We start from the raw sequence: 19810 nt of genomic DNA, 5'->3' as shown, positions 1-19810 counted from the left end.
TCCTTTAAAGTGAAATATTAGTTTTGTTAATTACTACTGTGTTTATGGCTGATCTTCTCCTTTTTTTAATATTTCCATTGCATTGAAAAACCCACCGTAAAGGGATCGGTATGAAATCCTCGTGGCTGTATTAGCGGCGTACCGGCAAAAAAATCAAAGCCAGTATGGTAGAACTTACCGCGTAAACCCATAACGCTTCCCATTAGCGTCTTACCGGAATAGCCACTTAACGTTTCGCCGCCGATGATTTTCCCTATATCTAAACCTAAATAGGGCTGCCAGGTTTGAGCCGGTACGATCCAGCTAATATCATTCCGCCAATACCATCCCTGGTTTTGTTGCAAGGTGGCTTCACCATCGAATCCTCGTACTGTCCAACGGTTTCCGATCGAGAAATAGTCCAGCGAAGACAAGCGGTCAGGCGTTAGTTGCAAATTAAAATGAGGTGAATAATTGAATAATGATTGCGCAATGCGGAAATTTGTCGACGCTTGCAGATCTAACATGATAATTCTGCTTTTACTATCAATCAGGCCGACCTGTTGCTCAGGGGTTTTACTACTACCAAACCACGGCATTTTTCTTTGATAGCTCAGACTGGCATCAATAATGGCATTGTCAAAACGATACTGCTGCTGCAGGATGGCCTTCCAGCCTGCGTTTAATTTACGCAGGGTAGCCAGTTCAACATCGTAAAAATAATAACGCGTTGCAGCATTAAAGATTTGTAGGCCAAAGACCGATTTTTGATCGGCGGTTTGAGAGATGAGGTGGCTCAGCTGGGCGCTAACATACTGGTTTTTATTATTCAGCATCCATGATGACCAGTTACCGACAATCTTTTGCTGGGTGTAACTTTGGCTGGCGTAGAGATCTAGCCACCAAAAACCCCACGGCACTGAATACCCAAGCGAACGGTTGCGACTTCCGCCGGCGGCTTTGTGTCCCAACGCGACATCGTGACCATAAGAAAAATAGAGGGTATCGCTCAGTGAAGTAATATTATTTAAATAAAGCGCGCCACCGCCTTGATAACGACCAGTACTGCGGCTTCCCGCATCGTTAAGCCATGCGCCTACCTGCCAATACTTATCTTGTCTGCGTAGGATATTAATATCACTTTCGCCATACTTATCGCCGGGTAAAACCTCTATTTTTACCGTGGAGCCCGGTACGCGTTGTAAATTAAAGCTCCCTTGTTCGAGATCACGCAGGCGGAGTATGTCGCCGGAAGTAAAAGGCAACGTATTGCTCAGGCTAATATCATTATTGCCACCTTCCAACAAGTTTATATTACCTACTTTACCCGTAAGGATAGTAAATTGTAGGATGCCTTCACTCAGGTTCTGGTCAGGTATATTAATGCGTGTAGTGATATACCCCATGCGAATAATTTCATTCTGCAGCGTGTTAACGAATAGCTGAATGCCTGCCGTACCTAAACACTTTCCTTCTGCCTGCCGGGTAAGCCACGAAAGATCGGATAAAATTAAACGTGTATCATCTTGCGTATAGGTGATTTTTTTAATGTCGTAGCAGGGTTGTTCAATCGGAAAATTTATTATTCTCCGCTTTATTCCTTGTTGTTGGGAATGTGCCATTTTTTCATCAGGAGAGAGTGCTCTCTGACGCGCTTTATCTTGCTCTATTTGATGGTTGTTTTGCTCTTTAACTTGTTGGCCAATTGTCTCACCAGGCGTATTTATACTCTCGGCGGATACTTTTCCCGACGTCAGGATGAATGCGCTGAGAAGTATTGGGAAAATTATAAAATTAACTTTTTGTATAGTATCCATTAATTAGCTTGATTCTTAATCCGTTTTTAGAAGGAGTCTACTGAGTCTCAGAGAACGGTACAATCGTAATAAATCCAGTTATTCCGCGGAAGGATTTAAAGAAATCCTTCTTGCTTTTGGGTTTGCGTTTCTGGTAATAACCGGGATTAATTAACGCTATATTTTCAAATGACGTTTGGTTTATATGGAGAATGCTTGATATAGCCAGCGGCTCTGATTCGTCAAACCGAGTGAAGAGGATGTTGCGTACCCGGCGTAAGTACGCCACGCTTACTATCAAATAAACAACGATACCCTCTCAGCCTTTTCAGGAGACTCAAGGATGAAAATTCACTATTCACTGGCTCAAATCGAGGCTTTTGCTTGCGTATATGAGTGCGGTAACTTCACGCGTGCCGCGCTAAAGTTGAAGAAAGATCGCACCACAGTCAGTGAATTGGTGGAAAACCTTGAGCTTGATTTAGGTTATGCACTATTCGATCGCGCGACCAGGCCATTGCATCTCACATCGCAAGGGCAGTTGTTATATCGCCAAGCTCGGCTGTTTTTACTGGAAGCACAGGCATTTGGGCAAATTGCCGCCAGTCTAGAGCAACCTACCGATCAGACGTTAACGCTCAGCTATGACGTATTTACTCCTCGCGATCCCCTCCTGTTGCTGGTACGAAGACTGCGCGAGCATGGTATTCAGCTTAATCTGTTATGCCAGAGTCGCAGCCTTGCTGAAGCCGCATTACTGAAACGCGAAGTGGATATAGGGATTTATCCGGCAAGAAATCAATCAATTAGTGAAAGCTTTAAATGGCGCGCTATCGGTACATTAAAGATGTCTGTCTATGCACATCGAAACTGGTTTGCCGCGCAGCCGGTTTCACTGCTCACGCTTGCGGCGCGTAACCAACTGATTCCTTATGAAGATATGCCGCCGGGGTTAGCGCAATGGATGCAAATAGCCGATCGTTTTCAGGTGGTTAGCGAGCGCTCAATGTTGTTGACGTTACTGTCTGAAGAGCAAGGATGGGCGCTTTTGCCTGAGCATTGGCGGCCGGAGGAGCAAGCGGGAGTAACCAGTATCGCCACGGAAATGGGCAATGCAGGGTTAACGCATCCGTTGGTGATGTTATGGCAGCCGGGAGAACAGGCGCATTCTGCGCTAATGACTGCGATTGAAGTGATTACCGCCGTTTTTGAAGAGAAGCACGATGATTTCCCTCACCAACAAAGCCGATGAGGGAAAGAGACTAATATTCCCAGCTATCAGGGTCGACACCCATCTCGCGCATGATACTTTTCGCTTCTTCCGGGATCTCATCGCTACGCTCTTTGCGTAAATCTACATCATCAGGCAGCGGTTGCCCGGTAAAGGCATGCAAAAATGCTTCACACAACAGTTCGCTGTTCGTGGCATGACGCAAGTTGTTGACCTGACGACGGGTACGTTCATCAGTCAAAATTTTCAGCACTTTCAGCGGGATAGACACGGTGATTTTTTTGACCTGCTCGCTTTTCTTACCGTGCTCAGCATAGGGGCTGATATATTCGCCGTTCCATTCAGCCATGGGTTACCTTAATCATCATTAAAAAGTGGAATTGTCGGAAATCAGCCAATTATGCCCGATTTTGCCAGGCGATGACGCATAATCTTAGCGGTTATTATCGCTTTGCTCAATCTATACGCAAAGACATTTAGATGTCCAGATGTATTGACGTCTATTGCGAGAATGCTATTCTGTGGCCCTTCTCTTTTCGGCTTCCAGGAACAGTGAGCACCATGACGCGTAAACAGGCAACCATCGCAGTCCGCAGCGGTTTGAATGATGACGAGCAATATGGCTGCGTTGTCCCACCTATCCATCTTTCCAGTACCTATAACTTTACCGACTTTAATCAGCCGCGCGCGCATGATTATTCACGGCGCGGTAATCCAACGCGTGATGTGGTTCAGCGTGCGCTGGCGGAGCTGGAGGGCGGAGCCGGTGCGGTAATGACCAATACCGGCATGTCGGCGATTCATCTGGTTTGTACCGTGTTCCTGAAGCCAGGAGATTTACTCGTGGCGCCGCATGACTGTTATGGCGGCAGCTATCGCCTGTTTGATAGCCAAAGTAAACGTGGCGCTTATCGGGTAAAATTTGTCGATCAGAATGATGCCGCCGCGCTCAACGCTGCGCTGGCGGAGAAGCCGAAATTAGTCTTGGTGGAAAGCCCCAGTAACCCGTTATTGCGGGTTGTCGATATTGCTGCGATTTGTAAAGCCGCCCGTGAAGCCGGCGCAATTAGCGTAGTGGATAACACCTTCCTCAGCCCGGCACTGCAAAACCCGCTGGCGTTGGGCGCAGACCTGGTACTTCATTCGTGCACCAAATATCTGAACGGGCACTCTGATGTTGTTGCCGGCGCGGTTATCGCGAAAGATCCCGAGATGGTCACCGAGTTGGCATGGTGGGCAAACAATATTGGCGTAACCGGCGCGGCTTTTGACAGCTATCTGCTTCTACGCGGGTTACGCACGCTCGCTCCGCGTATGGCTGCCGCGCAACGCAATGCTCAAGCGATTGTTGATTATCTGAAGCAACAACCGTTAGTGAAAAAGCTGTATCATCCTTCACTGCCAGAAAACCTCGGCCATCAGTATGCCGTTAAGCAACAACGCGGATTTGGCGCGATGTTGAGCTTCGAACTGGATGGCGATGAGCAAACGCTGCGTCGTTTTTTGAAAGCGTTGGCGCTTTTTACCCTTGCGGAATCGCTGGGCGGCGTGGAGAGTTTGATTTCCCATACCGCGACTATGACGCATGCCGGGATGTCAGCGGAGGCGCGCGCCGAAGCGGGGATCTCCGAAATGTTGCTGCGCATATCCGTAGGAATTGAAGATCACGAAGATTTAATAGCCGATCTGGATAATGCATTCCGGGTTGCGACCAAGAGGTAGTCATGACAATTTCAGCAGCCGCAGGGACGGCGCACACAAGGCAACTGCACAAGTTTGGCGGTAGCAGCTTGGCCGATGCGCGATGTTATCAGCGCGTCGCCGGTATTATGGCGGATTATAGCCAGCCGGGTGACTTGATGGTGGTGTCCGCAGCCGGTAGCACCACCAACCAGCTTATTAGCTGGCTGAAGCTAAGCCAAACCGATCGGTTGTCCGCGCACCAAGTGCAACAAGCGTTGCGGCGTTACCAGAGTGAATTAATTGGTAGCCTGTTGCCTGCTGAAAGTGCTGAACCTTTGATTGCCGAGTTTATCCATGATTTGGAGAAACTGGCGGCGCTGCTGGATGGCAAAATTACCGATGCGGCTTATGCCGAAGTTGTCGGTCATGGTGAAATTTGGTCGGCGCGTTTGATGGCCGCGGTACTAAAGCAGCGCGATTTGGATGCGTGTTGGCTTGATGCGCGTGATTTTTTGCGGGCGGAGCGCGCAGCGCAGCCGCAAGTCGACGAAGGGAAGTCCTGGCCGCTGCTACAACAACTGATTGCCCAGCATCCGCACCAGCGGCTGGTGGTGACCGGTTTTATTTGTCGTAACGATGAGGGTGAAACGGTACTGCTTGGCCGGAATGGTTCTGACTATTCGGCGACGCAAATCGGCGCGTTGGCAAGCGCCAGCCGCGTTACCATTTGGAGTGATGTGGCTGGCGTGTATAGTGCTGACCCGCGTAAGGTAAAAGATGCCTGTCTATTGCCGTTACTACGTCTGGACGAAGCGAGCGAGCTGGCGCGCTTAGCCGCGCCGGTATTACATGCGCGCACCTTACAGCCGGTATCCGGTAGTGATATTGATCTGCAATTGCGTTGTAGCTATCAGCCGGAACAGGGATCGACACGTATTGAGCGTGTACTGGCTTCAGGAACCGGGGCGCGCATCGTAACCAGCCATGATGATGTTTGCCTGATTGAAGTTCTGGTGTCGGCGCAACATGATTTTGCCGCCTTACAAAAAGCGATCGACCTGCAACTTAAGCGCGCGCAGATCCGCCCATTAGCGATCGGCGTCCATCCGGATCGTAATTTACTTCAGTTGTGTTATACCTCGGAAGTGGTGAACAGCGCGCTGGCGCTATTGCAGGAAGCCAATTTACCTGGCGAGTTGCAGCTACGTGAAGGCTTAGCCTTGGTGGCGCTGGTCGGCGCCGGCGTAAGCCGCAATCCGTTGCACAGTCACCGTTTTTGGCAGCAAATTAAAGATCAGCCGGTTGAGTTTATTTGGCAATCGGAAGAGGGCATTAGCCTGGTGGCAGTGTTGCGCGTTGGCCCGACGGAGCATTTGATCCAGGGGTTACATCAGTCATTGTTCCGGGCGGAAAAACGTATTGGCCTGATGCTCTTTGGAAAAGGCAATATTGGTTCGCGTTGGCTGGAGTTGTTTGCGCGTGAACAGGAAACGCTTTCGGCACGTACCGGGTTCGAGTTTGTGCTCGCGGGTGTGGTTGATAGCCGCCGCAGCCTGTTGAGTTATGACGGGTTAGACGCCAGTCGCGCGCTGGCTTTTTTTGAAGATGAAGCGGTAGAGCAGGATGAAGAGGCGCTGTTCTTATGGATGCGCGCCCATCCGTTTGATGATTTAGTGGTGCTGGATGTCACCGCTAGCGCGCCGTTAGCGCAACAATATCTTGATTTTGCCAGCCACGGTTTTCACGTTATCAGCGCCAATAAAGTGGCGGGATCATCCAACAGCAATAGCTGGCGCCAAATTCGCGACGCCTTTGCCAAAACCGGTCGTCACTGGTTGTACAACGCCACGGTTGGCGCTGGCTTGCCGGTCAACCATACGGTGCGCGATCTGCGCGAGAGTGGCGATACCATTTTGGCGATTAGCGGCATTTTCTCCGGTACGCTTTCCTGGCTGTTTTTGCAGTTTGACGGCACGGTGCCGTTTACTGAACTGGTTGATCAGGCGTGGCAGCAGGGGCTGACGGAACCCGATCCTCGGGTCGATCTCTCCGGCCAGGATGTGATGCGTAAGCTGGTCATTGTGGCACGTGAGGCCGGTTATGATGTTGAGCCCGACCATGTGCGGGTTGAATCGCTCGTTCCTCACGGTTGTGAAGCGGGTTCGGTCGATCATTTCTTTGAGAATTGTGAAGCATTGAATGAGCAGATGCTCCAACGGCTGGAGGCGGCGCAGGAGATGGGGTTGGTATTGCGCTATGTCGCGCGGTTTGATGCGAATGGCAAGGCGCGGGTTGGCGTTGAAGCAGTGCGCCCGGAGCACCCGCTGGCATCACTGTTGCCGTGCGATAACGTGTTTGCGATTGAGAGCCGCTGGTACCGTGACAACCCTCTGGTGATCCGTGGGCCAGGCGCGGGTCGTGACGTGACCGCCGGTGCGATCCAGTCAGACATTAACCGTTTGGCACAACTGCTGTAAGTTCTCAGGGCCGGGCAGAGATGCCCGGTCCGTTTCCCTGCTTCCTCTCTACTCTGAATGCCGCCGGTAATGAATCTTTTTCAACTTCGCTGAAGATTTGTCACGCACCTTACACATATTCTTGTTGACGTTATAGACAAGATCCGTCATTTTGAGTGTCTGGACGTCTAAACGTATGGATGTTCGATGGCAATAATAATATGACAAGTAGCGATTGATGAGGTAATGGGTTATGAGCTTTTTTCACGCCAACCAGCGCGAAGCGCTGAATCAGAGTCTGGCAGAGCTGAACGGGCAAATTAATGTTTCTTTTGAGTTTTTCCCGCCACGCACAAGTGAAATGGAGCAAACCCTATGGAGTTCCATCGATCGTCTCAGCAGTCTGAAGCCAAAATTCGTTTCGGTCACTTACGGTGCGAACTCGGGTGAGCGGGATCGTACGCACAGCATTATCAAAGGAATTAAAGAGCGAACCGGGCTTGAGGCAGCACCACATCTAACTTGCGTTGATGCTACTCGTGATGAATTGCGTTCTATCGCACAGGATTACTGGAATAATGGCATTCGTCATATTGTCGCGCTACGCGGCGATCTGCCGCCGGGCGGCGGGAAACCAGAAATGTACGGCGCCGATTTGGTGACGTTACTCCGTGAAGTCGGTGATTTTGATATTTCCGTTGCCGCCTATCCCGAAGTCCATCCGGAAGCGAAAAGCGCGCAGGCAGACTTGATCAACCTGAAGCGTAAAATTGACGCTGGCGCTAACCGCGCAATCACGCAGTTCTTTTTCGATGTTGAAAGTTACCTGCGCTTTCGTGACCGTTGTGTTGCCACCGGTATCGATGTTGAAATTGTGCCGGGGATTTTGCCGGTATCCAACTTTAAGCAGCTTCAGCGCTTTGCGGCGATGACCAACGTGCGGGTACCGAGTTGGATGACGTCAATGTTTGAAGGGCTGGATGATGATGCGGAAACACGCAAAATGGTCGGTGCGAATGTGGCGATGGATATGGTTAAAATCCTTAGCCGTGAAGGTGTGAAGGACTTCCATTTTTACACCTTGAACCGCGCGGAAATGAGTTATGCGATTTGCCATACATTGGGTGTGCGCCCCGGCACGGCGGCCTCCGCAGCCTAATCCGAATGAATAAAGTAAGCCGCCGCCAGAATCACTCTGGCGGCGGCTTTTTTCGTTGCGTTTTCTTTATTTAAGCGGGGCCGTTAATGAACGGCCCGCTGCCAGTTCTAACCGGTATTACGCATCCCGGCGGCAACACCGGCAATTGTCACCATTAGCGCCTGTTCAACACGCGCATCTGGTTCATCACCGCGTTCTTCCTGGGCGCGTGAACGGTAGAGCAACTCAGCCTGCAATACGTTCAACGGATCGGTATACACGTTACGCAGCGCGATGGATTCGGCAATCCACGGCTCGTCAGCCATCAGGTGAGCGTCGTTAGCAATCGTCAGCACCGCTTTAATATCGGCTTCAAGCCGATCGCGCAACTCTTTGCCTAATGGCCAGAGTGAGGTATCAACCAGACGCTGATCATAATATTCCGCCAGCCACAGGTCCGCTTTTGAGAACACCATTTCCAACATGCCGAGGCGCGTTGAGAAAAATGGCCAGTCGCGACACATGGCTTCTAATTGATCGCGATGACCTTCATCCATCGCTTTCTGTAACGCTGCGCCAGCACCGAGCCAGGCGGGCAACATCAGGCGGTTCTGCGTCCAGGCGAAGATCCACGGAATAGCGCGTAGCGACTCGACGCCGCCGGTTGGACGACGTTTGGCGGGGCGAGAACCCAGCGGCAGTTTGCCTAACTCCAACTCTGGTGTGGCAGAGCGGAAATAGGGAACAAAATCTTTATTTTCTCGTACATAGCCGCGGTACATATCACAGGAGACTTTCGACAACTGTTCCATAATGCTGCGCCACTCTGCTTTTGGCTCCGGCGGCGGCAACAGGTTCGCTTCCAGAATGGCGCCGGTATACAACGAAAGACTGGCGATGGTCACTTCCGGCAAACCATATTTAAAGCGGATCATTTCCCCCTGCTCCGTTACGCGCAGGCCGCCTTTCAGGCTACCTGGCGGCTGAGACAGCAGCGCTGCCTGCGCCGGTGCGCCGCCACGGCCAATAGTACCGCCGCGACCATGGAATAGGGTTAGTGCGATCCCGGCTTTTTGACAGGTTTTGATCAGTGCATCTTGCGCCTGGTACTGCGCCCAGGATGCCGCCATCACGCCAGCATCTTTCGCCGAATCGGAATAACCGATCATGACCATCTGTTTGCCCTGAATAAAGCCGCGATACCAGTCAATGCTTAACAATTGGCTCATAACGTCATTGGCGTTATTCAAATCATCCAGCGTTTCAAACAGCGGCGCTACTGGCATCGCAAACGAGATACCCGCTTCTTTCAGCAGTAAATGAACTGCCAGCACGTCGGATGGGGTCTTCGCCATTGAGATAACATAGGCGGCGATAGAGCCTCGCGGTACTTCTGCCGCTACGCGGCAGGTTTCCAGCACTTCGCGCGTTTCTTCGCTCGGTTCCCACTGGCGTGGCAGTAATGGGCGTTTAGAGTTCAGCTCGCGGATCAGGAACGCCTGCTTATCCGCCTCGGACCAGCTTTCATAATCGCCCAGGCCGAGATAACGGGTAATTTCAGCAATCGCTTCGGTATGGCGAGTACTTTCCTGGCGAATATCAATACGCACCAGCGGTACGCCAAAACATTTCACCCGGCGTAACGTATCCAACAGTTGCCCATTAGCGATAATGCTCATGCCGCAGGCTTGCAATGATTGATAACAGGCATACAGCGGCTCCCACAGTTGATCGTTAGAAATTAACAGATCGGCAGGGCGCGGAAGACGCTCGCCTTTTAGGCGATGTTCCAGGTAAGTTTGCGTATTCAGTAACTGAGTGCGCAGGCGTTTAAGGATTACCCGATAGGGTTCCTGCGCATCGGCATCACCGCAGAGCGCACGAATTTCCTCTGAGCACTCTGACATCGAAAGCTCGGAAATCAACACGCTAAGATCGCGTAAGAATAGATCTGCGGCCTTCCAGCGGCTAAGTTGGAGAACATGACGGGTGATGCTGGCCGTGACATTTGGATTACCGTCACGATCGCCGCCCATCCAGGAGGTAAATTGCACCGGAACGAAATCCACCGGTAGCGTATAGCCGAACGCTTCTTCGACCTGTTCGTTCAACTCGCGTAAGAAACTGGGGACGCCTTCCCACAGGCTGTTTTCAACCACCGCAAAGCCCCATTTGGCCTCATCGACCGGCGACGGGCGGTATTTGCGAATCTCATCTGTGTGCCATGCCTGCGCCACCAATTGACGTAAACGCCGCATAATTTGATTACGGTCGTAGTCGGAAAGGTCGTTATGGTCGAGTTGTTTTAAGCAGGTATTTACTTCAACCAATTTGTGGATCAGGGTACGGCGGGTGATTTCCGTGGGGTGGGCGGTGAGCACCAATTCGAGTGAGAGCGACTCAATCGCGTCACGGATAGCTTTTTCGTCGAGGTCGGGCTGTTTTTTTAGGCGTTCAAACGCTTTTTTCAACAGCTCAGGGTGGTTTGCGCCTTCACTATTGTGCGAAATGGTTTGATACTGTTCGGCGACATTGGTCAGGTTCAGGAACTGGCTAAACGCGCGCGCCACCGGTAATAATTCATCATTAGACAGGTTTTGCAGCGTAGACAGTAATTCCTGGCGATGAGCGTCATTTCCCGCACGGGATGACTTGGAGAGCTTACGGATGGTTTCCACCCGATCAAGGATGTTTTCTCCCAGCGCATCCTTAATGGTATCCCCGAGCAATTTGCCGAGCATACTGACGTTACTTCGCATTGCGGAATATTGTTCGTTCATATGACCCCTGACACCCTTCTTGTTTTTGTAACTTTATTTCACCCTTATGGGCATAACATCGCCTTTTATCTAGCCATGTAACTTTCCATTCGTCAATTGCCTTCATCTGGCCGCATCGTGCGGCTAAATAACCGGAATTTATGAAATTTAATTACATCGAAGAGGGATAAGTTATTCTTATCACGAAAGACGGAACAATGTTGAGGCAACTTGCTATTTTCATAGCTAAATGCCCCAACTGTAACTTAGTGATGACAAAAATGATGCACAACCTGAGCAATGAGTTCACGCGTTGGTTTGATAAACGCGGTATCAATGAATTCATCCGGCTGGTGCGCCTGATTAATCGAGCCTGGCCCCAATACTAAGGTTGGGCATAGCGTTTGGATAAACGGCGCTTCAGTGCAGTAGTTGACCACTTCAGTTGACGTCCCCAACAATTTTTCTACCACCTGCACCAGGTTATGGTCCGGCGGACATTCGTAGCCTGGAATCGGCGGATGAAGTTCGCTAATGGTGACACGTCCCGGCCAGCGCTCACTGACTGGCGCTAATGCTTCATTTAGCAAGCCATCCAGATCGCTGAGGGTTAAACCCGGCAGTGGACGAATATCCATATGCAACTCGCAGCAGGCGCAAATACGGTTAGCCGCATCGCCGCCGTGGATATGACCAAAATTCATTGTGGGGTAAGGGATCGCGAAGCCATCGTGGTGATAACGTTCTTTCAACGTATTGCGTAATTGCATCAGATGACCGATGGCGTCATGCATTAATTCGATCGCGTTAACGCCCCGTGCCGGATCGCTAGAGTGACCAGATTGCCCCTGAATACGAATCGCATTTGAGAGGTGGCCTTTATGAGCCCGCACCGGTTTGAGCGAGGTCGGTTCGCCGATGATGGCGCAATCCGGACGTACAGTAGCGGATTCAGAGAAGTACTTCGCGCCAGCCATGGTGGTTTCTTCGTCGGCGGTCGCCAGAATATACAGCGGCTTTTTCAGGGTGCTAAGGTCGACATCGCGTAGCGTATCAAGGATAAACGCGAAAAACCCTTTCATGTCGGCGGTGCCCAGACCGTAGAGCTTATTATCATGTTCGGTGAGGGTAAATGGATCGCGCGTCCAGCGGCCATCATCAAACGGAACAGTGTCGGTATGTCCTGCTAATAACAAGCCGCCAGCGCCATTGCCGCTCTTTGCCAGCAGATTGAATTTATGGCGCGTGCCGGGTACCGGTTGCACTTCAACGCTGAAGCCAAGCTCGCGAAACCAGCCAGCGAGTAAATTGATTAAAGTTTCATTACTTTGATCCAACGCGCTGTCGGTTGCGCTGATGGATGGTGTAGCGATTAACTGGCGGTAGAGTTCAATAAAAGGCGGTAATTTTGTCTTCACTGTTGACGGTCCTTGAGTTAGGATGTATCAATATTCATGCATTAATAGTGAATAAAAATACATTAACACGGTGCGACTGGGAAACGCAAAATGACCTCTCCCATCGCCTGACTTCATGGGTATGCCGCCGCAGCGGCGCCATCCCGGAATTTTGTGACTGTAAGAAGGTATACAGCCTGATGTTGAATACGCTGATTGTTGGCGCCAGTGGTTATGCTGGCGTAGAGCTTGCGACCTATCTGAATCGCCACCCACATATGAACATAACCGCTTTAGCGGTTTCAGCGCAAAGCCCGGATGCGGGAAAATTACTTTCCGACCTGCACCCACAGCTTAAAGGCGTGCTCGACTTACCGTTGCAGCCGCTGCGCGCTGCGCAAGAGTATGCCGGTAAGGTTGATGTAGTATTTCTCGCGACCGCGCATGAAGTCAGTCACGCATTAGCACCAGCGTTTCTTGACGCGGGCTGCGTGGTGTTTGATCTCTCTGGCGCATTTCGGGTCAACGACGCTGATTTCTACCAACAATACTATGGCTTTTCGCATCAGCACGCGGCGTGGCTGGATAAAGCCGTGTACGGGTTGGCGGAATGGCAACACGGTGCGATTAAAGAAGCGCAACTGATCGCGGTGCCAGGCTGTTATCCCACCGCTTCACAGTTAGCATTGAAACCGCTTATTGAGGCGAATTTATTAAATCCCGCTCAGTGGCCGGTGATTAACGCTACCAGCGGCGTCAGCGGCGCCGGGCGCAAGGCGGCGTTAAATAACAGCTTTTGTGAAGTTAGCCTGCAACCTTACGGCATCTTTAATCATCGTCATCATCCCGAGATTGTTGCCCACCTTGGCGTGCCAGTAATTTTCACGCCTCATCTTGGCAACTTTGCCCGCGGGATCCTCGCCACTATCACCTGCCGTTTAAATCATGACGTGAGCAGAGAGGATGTGGCTGAAGCATTCCATAACGCTTATCACGACAAGCCGTTAGTACGCCTCTATGAAACAGGCGTACCGGCGCTGAAAGCCGTGGTGGGCCTACCGTATTGCGATATCGGTTTTGATGTTCAAGGCGAGCATCTCATTGTGGTCGCGGCGGAGGATAATTTACTGAAAGGCGCTGCTTCGCAGGCGGTTCAGTGTTTAAACATTCGTTTCGGTTTCCCTGAAACGCAGTCACTTATTTAACCGGCGAAATTGACTATGACGAATCCTCTTATTATCAAGCTGGGCGGCGTGTTACTCGATAGCGAAGAAGCGTTAGAGCGCCTGTTCACCGCGTTGGTCAGTTGGCGCGAATCGCATCAACGTCCTGTGCTGATTGTGCATGGCGGTGGCTGTCTGGTGGATGAACTGATGAAAAAGCTGGCGCTGCCAGTGAAAAAGAAAAACGGCTTGCGCGTAACGCCGGCCGACCAGATTGACATCATTACCGGTGCGTTGGCTGGCACCGCGAATAAAACGCTGCTGGCATGGGCGAGGAAGCATCATATTGAAGCGGTAGGGCTCTGCCTTGGTGATGGTGGTAGCGTTAACGTTGAACAGTTCGATGAGGAACTCGGCCATGTTGGTAACGCTACTCCAGGGTCGCCGGTATTGCTGAATACCTTGCTTAGCGCGGGTTTTTTGCCGGTTATCAGTTCGATCGGGATTACTGCGCAAGGTGAGTTAATGAATGTGAATGCCGATCAGGCTGCGACGGCGCTGGCGGCGACGCTGGGCGCAGATTTAGTGCTGCTCTCCGATGTGAGCGGTATTCTGGATGGGAAAGGCCAACGTATTGCTGAAATGACCGCCGCGAAAGCGGAGCAACTGATCGCGCAAGGCATTATTACCGATGGCATGGTGGTTAAAGTTAATGCGGCGCTTGATGCGGCGCGGACGCTGGGCCGACCGGTGGATATCGCCAGTTGGCGTCACGCAGAACAACTCCCGGTTCTTTTTAGCGGCGTGTCTATCGGCACCCGGATTCTCGCATAACGAAACAGTGTTCAAGGATTAAGAGATGCAAACTCAAGGCATAAAAAAAATCGTTCTGGCTTATTCCGGCGGTCTGGATACGTCGGCCATCATCCCATGGTTAAAAGAGAACTATGGCGGTTGCGAAGTGGTGGCGTTCGTGGCGGATATCGGCCAGGACCGTAGCGATTTGGAAGGCGTAGAGAAAAAGGCGCTTCAGTCTGGCGCATCCGAATGTCATGTCGTCGATCTGCGTGAAGAGTTTATCCGTGATTACGTTTATCCGGTGCTGCAAACCGGCGCGCTGTATGAAGGCACCTATTTGCTCGGCACCTCAATGGCGCGTCCGATTATCGCCAAAGCACAGGTAGAACTGGCATTAAAAGTGGGTGCAGATGCGCTATGCCACGGAGCTACGGGTAAAGGGAATGATCAGGTGCGTTTTGAAACCACCTATACCGCGTTAGCGCCGCAGCTAAAAGTGGTGGCGCCGTGGCGTGAATGGAATCTGCGTTCGCGTGAAGCGCTGCTGGATTATCTGAAAGAACGTAATATCCCGACCACTGCGTCGTTGGAAAAGATCTACAGCCGTGATGAGAACGCCTGGCATATCTCTACCGAAGGCGGCGTGCTGGAAAGCCCGTGGAATGCGCCGAATAAAGATTGCTGGGTATGGACGGTTGATCCGCAAGAAGCGCCGGATACGCCAGAGCAGGTGACGATCAGCGTAGAGAAAGGACTGGTAGTCGCGGTAAACGGCGAAGCGTTGAGCCCGTTTGGTTGCCTGGAGAAGCTGAACGTTATTGGGGCGAAACACGGCATTGGTCGTATTGATATCGTAGAAAACCGCTTAGTGGGGATTAAATCGCGCGGCTGTTACGAAACCCCAGGCGGCACGATTATGGTCAACGCACTACGTGCCGTTGAGCAATTAGTGTTAGATCGCGATAGCTTCAAATGGCGCGAACAATTGGGTTTGGAAATGTCTTATGTGGTCTACGATGGGCGCTGGTTCGCTCCGCTGCGTAAGTCATTGCAGGCTGCCGCAGCGTCACTGGCGGAAGAGGTGAATGGCGAAGTGGTGTTACAACTCTATAAAGGGCAGGTGACCGCGATTCAGAAAAAATCGCCGAATAGCCTCTACTCGGAAGAGTTTGCCACCTTTGGCGAGGATGAAGTGTACGACCATCGTCACGCGGGCGGCTTTATTCGTCTGTTCTCGCTCTCTTCACGCATCCGCGCATTGAACGAGAAAAAGTGATTCACCATGGTGGGCGAGGCTTGCCTCGCTCCTACAGGCATTCGTAGGGGCGGCACTTGTGCTGCCCTTATTATATGATTTGAAAGGAGTATTGAGTATGGCACTTTGGGGCGGGCGGTTTACCCAGGCGGCGGATCAACGTTTTAAACAGTTTAACGATTCGCTACGTTTTGATTATCGTCTGGCAGAACAGGATATTGTCGGATCAATTGCCTGGTCCAAAGCGTTGGTCACAGTGAATGTATTAACGGCGGATGAACAACGGCAACTGGAAGAGGCGTTGAATACGTTGCTGAATGAGGTGCATAACCACCCACAACAAATCCTTGAGAGTGATGCGGAAGATATTCATAGCTGGGTGGAAGGGCGGTTGATCGAGAAAGTCGGCGCGTTAGGTAAAAAATTGCACACCGGGCGTAGCCGTAACGATCAGGTAGCGACTGATTTAAAACTGTGGTGTAAACAGCAGGTTGGCGAATTATTAGAGGCGACGCGTCAGTTACAACACGCATTGAGCGCGACTGCGGAAGCGAATCAAGATGCGGTTATGCCAGGTTATACCCATTTGCAGCGCGCGCAGCCAGTGACCTTTGCTCACTGGTGTCTCGCTTACGTCGAAATGTTGGCGCGTGATGAAAGCCGTTTACAAGATACGCTGAAGCGCCTTGACGTCAGCCCGCTGGGATGCGGTGCGCTGGCCGGCACTGCCTATGAGATTGATCGTGAGCAACTGGCTGGTTGGTTGGGTTTCGCTTCCGCGACTCGCAATAGCCTTGATACAGTTTCTGACCGTGATCATGTGCTGGAACTGTTGTCCGATGCGTCAATCGGTATGGTGCATCTTTCTCGTTTTTCTGAAGACCTTATTTTCTTTAACACCGGGGAAGCTGGCTTTGTCGAGTTATCCGATCGGGTAACGTCAGGTTCTTCCTTGATGCCGCAGAAAAAGAACCCGGACGCACTGGAACTGATTCGCGGGAAATGTGGCCGCGTACAGGGCGCATTGACCGGCATGATGATGACGTTAAAAGGTTTGCCGCTGGCGTATAACAAAGATATGCAGGAAGACAAGGAAGGGCTGTTTGATGCGCTGGATACCTGGGCTGACTGCTTGCATATGGCGGCGCTGGTATTGGAGGGTATTCAGGTGAAACGTCCGCGTTGTCAGGAAGCCGCCGAGCAGGGCTACGCTAACGCAACGGAGCTGGCGGATTATTTGGTGGCAAAAGGCGTTCCGTTCCGGGAAGCGCACCATATCGTGGGCGAAGTGGTCGTTGAGGCCATCAATCAGGGAGTGGCGCTGGAGGCGCTAGCGTTAACCGATCTGAGGAAATTCAGCGATGTCATCGGTGATGATGTTTATCCGATTCTGTCGCTGCAGTCGTGTTTGGATAAGCGGAATGCCAAAGGCGGCGTCGCACCGCAGCAGGTTGCGCAAGCGATTGCAGATGCTAAGCAGCGTTTAACATCATAAAAAAGAGCGGGCATTCTTGCCCGCTAACCTCTAACTTCAGAATAGTTCTCTTGTAATTGGCACATCAGAAAGCAGGATAATAAATCTCGCTTCCAGGTCCTTACGCTATCCGCCTTAACGGATACGCATCATTATTATGATCTTCGCTTGATAGGGCCAATCGTTGATTGCTATCCTATCTATCGCCACGGGCTATCGTGGTTCGGAGGGTTAAATGAACATTCGTGATCTGGAGTATTTGGTTTCATTAGCGGAACATCGTCATTTCCGACGTGCCGCCGATGCGTGTCATGTCAGCCAGCCAACGCTGAGTGGGCAAATTCGTAAGCTGGAAGACGAATTAGGCGTGATGCTACTGGAGCGTACCAGTCGTAAAGTCCTGTTCACCCAAGCGGGTTTACTGCTGGTGGATCAGGCGCGTACCGTGTTGCGTGAAGTCAAAGTGCTGAAAGAGATGGCCAGCCAACAGGGCGAAGCGATGTCCGGACCCTTGCATATCGGGCTCATTCCAACGGTTGGACCCTATCTGCTTCCACAAATTATCCCGATGCTGCATCAAACGTTTCCGAAGCTGGAGATGTATTTGCATGAGGCCCAAACCCAGCAACTGCTGGCTCAGCTTGATAGCGGTAAGCTGGACTGCGCAATCCTGGCCTTGGTCAAAGAGAGTGAGGCATTTATTGAAGTGCCGCTGTTTGACGAGCCAATGAAGCTGGCGATTTATGAAAATCATCCTTGGCATGACAGAGATCGCGTCCCAATGTCAGACTTGGCGGGCGAAAAATTATTAATGCTGGAAGATGGGCACTGTTTACGCGATCAGGCAATGGGGTTTTGTTTCCAGGCCGGTGCCGATGAAGATACGCATTTCCGTGCAACCAGTCTGGAAACGCTGCGTAATATGGTGGCGGCAGGCAGCGGGATTACGTTGTTGCCTGCGCTGGCGGTGCCGCCGGAACGTGTTAGAGATGGCGTATGTTACCTGCCATGTTATAAACCAGAGCCTCAGCGTACGATTGCGCTGGTTTATCGTCCGGGCTCGCCGCTGCGTAGCCGTTATGAACAACTCGCAGAGGCGATCCGCACCCATATGACAAGTCATATGGGTTCAACGTTAAAACAGGCGGTTTAAGCCATTTAGCGCCGCAACGCGATAGGCTTCTGCCATCGTGGGATAGTTGAAGGTGGTATTCACGAAATATTCGATCGTGTTGCCGCCTTTTTTCTGCTCCATGATCGCCTGGCCGATATGAATGATCTCAGCGGCGCGTTCGCCAAAGCAGTGGATCCCCAAGATCTCTTTGGTTTCACGGTGGAAGAGTATTTTCAGGCTACCTACATTCATCCCGACAATTTGCGCGCGCGCTAAATGTTTGAATTGCGCACGACCCACTTCATACGGAACTTTCATCGCGGTTAGCTGCTGCTCGGTTTTCCCCACCGAGCTGATTTCAGGAATAGTATAAATCCCGGTAGGTATATCCTCGATCAAGTGTGCCGTTGCCTCACCTTTAATGATGGCCTGAGCGGCAATACGCCCTTGATCGTAAGCAGCGGAAGCCAGACTTGGATAACCGATCACATCACCCACCGCGTAGATATGCGGCTGTGCGGTTTGATACATGCTGTTTACTTTCAGCAATCCACGGCTATCGGCCTCTAGCCCAATGTTGTCCAGCGCCAGCGTATCGGTGTTACCGGTACGGCCATTCGCGTAGAGCAGGCAATCCGCCTTCACTTTCTTACCTGATTTAAGATGAATGATTACCCCATCATCCAGCCCTTCAATTTTCTCAAACTCTTCGTTATGGCGAATCACGACGCCATTGTTCCAGAAGTGATAAGACAGCGAGTCGGACATTTCCTGATCGAGAAACGCCAGCAGGCGATCGCGGGTATTGATCAGATCGACCTTCACACTCAAGCCACGGAAGATTGATGCATATTCGCAGCCGATAACCCCGGCGCCATAAATGATGACATGCCCCGGCTCGTGATGAAGGTTAAGAATCGAATCAGAGTCATAAATGCGTGGATGCGTAAAATCGACATCCGCAGGGCGATACGGACGTGAACCACAGGCGATGACAAATTTTGCGGCGGTTAGTCGTTCCCTTGAGCCATCATGGCACTCAATTTCAATCGTATTCGCATCGATAAAATGCGCATCACCCTGATACAGCTCGCAATGGTTACGTTCGTAAAAACCCTGACGCATATTGGTTTGCTGGCTAATCACGCTTTCTGTGTGATTGAGAATATCGGCGAAAGAGGAGCGAAGGAGTCTGCTGTGGTCGCTATAAAGCGGATTTTGGTTGAATTCGATAATCCTGCTAACGGCGTGCCTCAGTGCTTTGGAAGGTATGGTTCCCCAGTGCGTACAGCCACCGCCAATGTTGTGGTAGCGTTCGATCACCGCGATACGCGCTCCCTGTTTTACCAGGCCCATTGCGGCGCCTTCACCGCCCGGACCTGAGCCAATCACGATGGCATCGTAATCATAAGACTGTTGCATACCGATACGTCCTATATTTTATATACATTTTTACAACGAGATTCTAACATCTCGCCGCGCACCTCCCAATTGTATCAGCGTTTTTAATCGCGGTTTGACAAAGCGTGATGTTAACAGCCGGTCACAAAGTTTGGCGGACTGTACG

The 19810-nt window shown here is 51.3% G+C and carries 14 protein-coding genes; 9 read left to right on the top strand and 5 right to left on the bottom strand.

Features of this window, described 5'->3' with window-relative positions; translation table 11 throughout:
• Window positions 1-65: 65 nt before the first annotated feature.
• On the bottom strand, window positions 66-1796 hold the full coding sequence (locus tag PMPD1_RS20830) for a ShlB/FhaC/HecB family hemolysin secretion/activation protein (protein ID WP_173635835.1): 1731 nt from the start codon (window positions 1794-1796) through the stop codon (window positions 66-68).
• A 322-nt stretch (window positions 1797-2118) separates the two neighbouring features.
• Between PMPD1_RS20830 and PMPD1_RS20825 the strand changes: the two genes are divergently transcribed.
• Window positions 2119-3027, top strand: coding sequence for a LysR family transcriptional regulator (locus PMPD1_RS20825; RefSeq protein ID WP_173635834.1), 909 nt, complete (start codon window positions 2119-2121; stop codon window positions 3025-3027).
• A gap of 10 nt (window positions 3028-3037) precedes the next feature.
• On the opposite strand, the gene metJ is transcribed toward PMPD1_RS20825, so the two are convergent.
• Complete coding sequence (gene metJ, locus PMPD1_RS20820; RefSeq protein ID WP_173635833.1) at window positions 3038-3355, bottom strand: met regulon transcriptional regulator MetJ; 318 nt, start codon at window positions 3353-3355, stop codon at window positions 3038-3040.
• A gap of 212 nt (window positions 3356-3567) precedes the next feature.
• On the opposite strand from metJ, the gene metB reads away from it, so the two are divergent.
• From metB to metF, 3 genes are all read left to right on the top strand, one after another.
• Window positions 3568-4728 carry a cystathionine gamma-synthase gene (gene metB / locus PMPD1_RS20815; RefSeq protein ID WP_173635832.1) on the top strand — a complete coding sequence of 387 codons (1161 nt, stop codon included), beginning with the start codon at window positions 3568-3570 and terminating at the stop codon, window positions 4726-4728.
• 2 nt (window positions 4729-4730) lie between these two features.
• The gene (locus tag PMPD1_RS20810) at window positions 4731-7166 is read left to right on the top strand and encodes a bifunctional aspartate kinase/homoserine dehydrogenase II (RefSeq protein ID WP_173635831.1); all 2436 of its coding nucleotides are present in this window, start codon (window positions 4731-4733) and stop codon (window positions 7164-7166) included.
• 232 nt (window positions 7167-7398) lie between these two features.
• The gene (metF, locus tag PMPD1_RS20805) at window positions 7399-8304 is read left to right on the top strand and encodes a methylenetetrahydrofolate reductase (RefSeq protein WP_173635830.1); all 906 of its coding nucleotides are present in this window, start codon (window positions 7399-7401) and stop codon (window positions 8302-8304) included.
• 107 nt (window positions 8305-8411) lie between these two features.
• On the opposite strand, the gene ppc is transcribed toward metF, so the two are convergent.
• Window positions 8412-11063: a phosphoenolpyruvate carboxylase gene (gene ppc / locus PMPD1_RS20800; RefSeq protein WP_173635829.1), complete on the bottom strand. Its 2652-nt coding sequence runs from the start codon at window positions 11061-11063 to the stop codon at window positions 8412-8414.
• 245 nt (window positions 11064-11308) lie between these two features.
• Entirely contained in the window at window positions 11309-12460 is a 1152-nt protein-coding gene (gene argE, locus PMPD1_RS20795; RefSeq protein WP_173635828.1) for an acetylornithine deacetylase, read from the bottom strand.
• Between the two features lie 179 nt (window positions 12461-12639).
• On the opposite strand from argE, the gene argC reads away from it, so the two are divergent.
• The 5 genes from argC (at window position 12640) to oxyR (ending at window position 18282) form a co-directional block, all read left to right on the top strand.
• Window positions 12640-13644: an N-acetyl-gamma-glutamyl-phosphate reductase gene (gene argC / locus PMPD1_RS20790; RefSeq protein ID WP_173636306.1), complete on the top strand. Its 1005-nt coding sequence runs from the start codon at window positions 12640-12642 to the stop codon at window positions 13642-13644.
• Between the two features lie 15 nt (window positions 13645-13659).
• Window positions 13660-14436: an acetylglutamate kinase gene (argB, locus tag PMPD1_RS20785; protein WP_173635827.1), complete on the top strand. Its 777-nt coding sequence runs from the start codon at window positions 13660-13662 to the stop codon at window positions 14434-14436.
• 25 nt (window positions 14437-14461) lie between these two features.
• Window positions 14462-15676 carry an argininosuccinate synthase gene (locus PMPD1_RS20780; protein ID WP_173635826.1) on the top strand — a complete coding sequence of 405 codons (1215 nt, stop codon included), beginning with the start codon at window positions 14462-14464 and terminating at the stop codon, window positions 15674-15676.
• Between the two features lie 97 nt (window positions 15677-15773).
• Window positions 15774-17150: an argininosuccinate lyase gene (gene argH, locus PMPD1_RS20775; RefSeq protein ID WP_173635825.1), complete on the top strand. Its 1377-nt coding sequence runs from the start codon at window positions 15774-15776 to the stop codon at window positions 17148-17150.
• A 214-nt stretch (window positions 17151-17364) separates the two neighbouring features.
• Window positions 17365-18282 carry a DNA-binding transcriptional regulator OxyR gene (oxyR, locus tag PMPD1_RS20770; protein WP_173635824.1) on the top strand — a complete coding sequence of 306 codons (918 nt, stop codon included), beginning with the start codon at window positions 17365-17367 and terminating at the stop codon, window positions 18280-18282.
• Here the strand turns inward: oxyR and sthA are convergent.
• Complete coding sequence (sthA, locus tag PMPD1_RS20765; RefSeq protein ID WP_173635823.1) at window positions 18265-19665, bottom strand: Si-specific NAD(P)(+) transhydrogenase; 1401 nt, start codon at window positions 19663-19665, stop codon at window positions 18265-18267. The genes oxyR and sthA overlap by 18 nt on opposite strands.
• Window positions 19666-19810 lie beyond the last annotated feature (145 nt).

This window comes from Paramixta manurensis, assembly GCF_013285385.1.
Taxonomy (GTDB): domain Bacteria; phylum Pseudomonadota; class Gammaproteobacteria; order Enterobacterales; family Enterobacteriaceae; genus Paramixta; species Paramixta manurensis.
The sequence above is the reverse complement of the archived record's forward strand: the minus strand, read 5'-3'. Positions and strand labels throughout refer to the sequence as shown.

Coding starts and splice junctions, on each gene's coding strand:
- argH (WP_173635825.1), top strand. CDS start 15,774: ATGGCACTTTGGGGCGGGCGGTTTACCCAGGCGGCGGATCAACGTTTT.
- sthA (WP_173635823.1), bottom strand. CDS start 19,665: ATGCAACAGTCTTATGATTACGATGCCATCGTGATTGGCTCAGGTCCG.
- argB (WP_173635827.1), top strand. CDS start 13,660: ATGACGAATCCTCTTATTATCAAGCTGGGCGGCGTGTTACTCGATAGC.
- metJ (WP_173635833.1), bottom strand. CDS start 3,355: ATGGCTGAATGGAACGGCGAATATATCAGCCCCTATGCTGAGCACGGT.
- PMPD1_RS20810 (WP_173635831.1), top strand. CDS start 4,731: ATGACAATTTCAGCAGCCGCAGGGACGGCGCACACAAGGCAACTGCAC.
- oxyR (WP_173635824.1), top strand. CDS start 17,365: ATGAACATTCGTGATCTGGAGTATTTGGTTTCATTAGCGGAACATCGT.
- PMPD1_RS20825 (WP_173635834.1), top strand. CDS start 2,119: ATGAAAATTCACTATTCACTGGCTCAAATCGAGGCTTTTGCTTGCGTA.
- metF (WP_173635830.1), top strand. CDS start 7,399: ATGAGCTTTTTTCACGCCAACCAGCGCGAAGCGCTGAATCAGAGTCTG.
- ppc (WP_173635829.1), bottom strand. CDS start 11,063: ATGAACGAACAATATTCCGCAATGCGAAGTAACGTCAGTATGCTCGGC.
- PMPD1_RS20780 (WP_173635826.1), top strand. CDS start 14,462: ATGCAAACTCAAGGCATAAAAAAAATCGTTCTGGCTTATTCCGGCGGT.
- PMPD1_RS20830 (WP_173635835.1), bottom strand. CDS start 1,796: ATGGATACTATACAAAAAGTTAATTTTATAATTTTCCCAATACTTCTC.
- argC (WP_173636306.1), top strand. CDS start 12,640: ATGTTGAATACGCTGATTGTTGGCGCCAGTGGTTATGCTGGCGTAGAG.
- metB (WP_173635832.1), top strand. CDS start 3,568: ATGACGCGTAAACAGGCAACCATCGCAGTCCGCAGCGGTTTGAATGAT.